Origin of the sequence: Pseudomonas sp. BS-2016 (assembly GCF_001806145.1) — a bacterium.
Taxonomy (GTDB): Bacteria; Pseudomonadota; Gammaproteobacteria; order Pseudomonadales; family Pseudomonadaceae; genus Aquipseudomonas; species Aquipseudomonas lundensis.
In genome coordinates this window covers 1-1,797 of sequence record NZ_MLCT01000138.1, presented here as the reverse complement: position 1 = coordinate 1,797, position 1,797 = coordinate 1, and the positions used below count along the sequence as shown (strand labels likewise).

Sequence of the window (1,797 nt, the reverse complement as noted above, 5' to 3'; positions counted from 1 at the left end):
CCTGACGAACCGCCGCATAGAGTTGCGCGCCAAACATCAATACGGCGGCGGCGGCAATACCCAGCGGGCCGGCCACGCCGAATCCAGCCAACGCTGCAACCCCCAGGGCCACACTGACGCTGGCGCTCACGATACTGAAGCCGGCGTTGACGTAATGATCAAGCGCTTCCTTGCCAGTGCTGTTCGCCGCCTTATGCAGCGATTGCTTGGCATTGYGATAGTCAAACGGCAACGTCAGCACCAGAGCGAACAGGCCGGCGCCCCGTCGCAGGGCCTGGCCAAGAGAACTGGCGCTGAAACCTGCTAACACCTTATGCCCGTTTTCCAGCAGTCGTCTGCCCAAGTGCTCCAGCGCCAACTCCAGTGCCGTGCCCGTGAGGTTGGCAAACAACTCTGCGCCTGTGACTACCGCCTCATTGATATCGCCGGTCTTGATCGCTTCGGCCAACGCGTTGATCGCACTGTAGTACCCGTAAACCTCCAGCCCCGCGCCCATTACCGCCAAGCTTCGGCTTTTCTTCGGCTCGACCCAACCAGGCATTCCCTCCAACTGCGCCGCTTGGTTGAGATTGGTTTTCTGCACTGAACGTAACAGCCTATCGAGCTTGCCCACTGCACCGGGATTTTCGTCTCCCGGCTTGACCGCCAGTAAAGGCGCAGCTTGTGTAGAGCGCAACGCCGCGAACTCAAATAGCACAGCGGCGCTGCTGTCGCTGACAGAACTACTCCCACGAAGATAACGCTGCAGTCTGGACGCCGAGAACCGGATTGAATCCAGCAGCGTCTGATCTGCCTCGCGTACCGCCAGACGATGGGTCTTGACCGGTTTTCCCGCCACCTGGGCGCCCATGGCGGCCAGGTCTATACGCGAGACAGTCAACTCGCCAACCACCAGCGGTCCCAGGCTCTGGTCCAGGGCGAGCAAGGTCTCAAGCCTCTTTTTAGTATGTGTTTTCGATGTCGTCATGAGTCCGGCTCCCTATGCCATCACGTTGAATAACGCGGGCGGCAGGCAATCGGTGCCTGCGATAGGGGAAATCATGGCGGTCGGTAATAGCCAGGCGACGGTAGATGCTTATACGCAGGGGCGACTGACTCATAGATATTTTGAGCCCGCACCGCAAGCGAGTAGTCTTGGCGCGGAGTGAAGCCTTGGGATGAAACATGGAACTGCACGTGGTAATCAATGGCCGCAAGGACCTGGCCGAACAGCTCTACCAGCAGTTGCGCGAAGCCATCGCCACCGGGCGGCTGTCGGCAGGCGCACAGCTGCCCCCCAGCCGACTGCTCGCCGAACAACTGGGCATCTCGCGCAAGACGGTGTCGGACACCTACGCCACCTTGACCTATGAGGGCCTGCTGGTTGGCAAGATCGGCCGCGGTACTTTCGTCAATGCCTGGGCGCCACAGCCCGACCGCGTGCAAACCGCCACCGACCTGGCGTGTGCCGCCAACCTGGGCAAATGGGCGGCACTGCCCTCACCCATGGGCCACCCCGCCCGCGAGGAGATCCTGCGCTACGAATTTATCGGTGGCGCGACGACACGCCACCAATTCCCCCAGGATGAATGGCGGCGCTGCACCCAGGATGCGTTGCGTCGCATCGCCCAGAACAGTGGCTTTTACAGCCAGCCAGAAGGCGTGCCCGCCCTGCGCGATGCCATCGCCGGGCATATCGCGTTTTCCCGAGGGGTCAAATGCCGCGCCAGCAATATCGTGGTCACCAACGGCGCACAGCAGGCGCTGGACCTGCTTGCCCGCGTGGTGCTTGAACCCGGCAGTCTGGTCGCGATGGAA

1 protein-coding gene and 1 pseudogene are annotated in these 1,797 nt (G+C 61.5%); one reads left to right on the top strand and one right to left on the bottom strand.

What is annotated here, in order from left to right; all coding sequences use genetic code 11:
* Positions 1-967 (bottom strand): annotated as a pseudogene (locus BKD70_RS23065) (calcium-binding protein); the annotation flags it as partial.
* Between the two features lie 197 nt (positions 968-1,164).
* On the opposite strand from BKD70_RS23065, the gene BKD70_RS23060 reads away from it, so the two are divergent.
* Positions 1,165-1,797 (top strand): aminotransferase class I/II-fold pyridoxal phosphate-dependent enzyme (locus BKD70_RS23060; protein ID WP_139145812.1); only part of this gene is annotated, 633 nt, incomplete at its 3' end.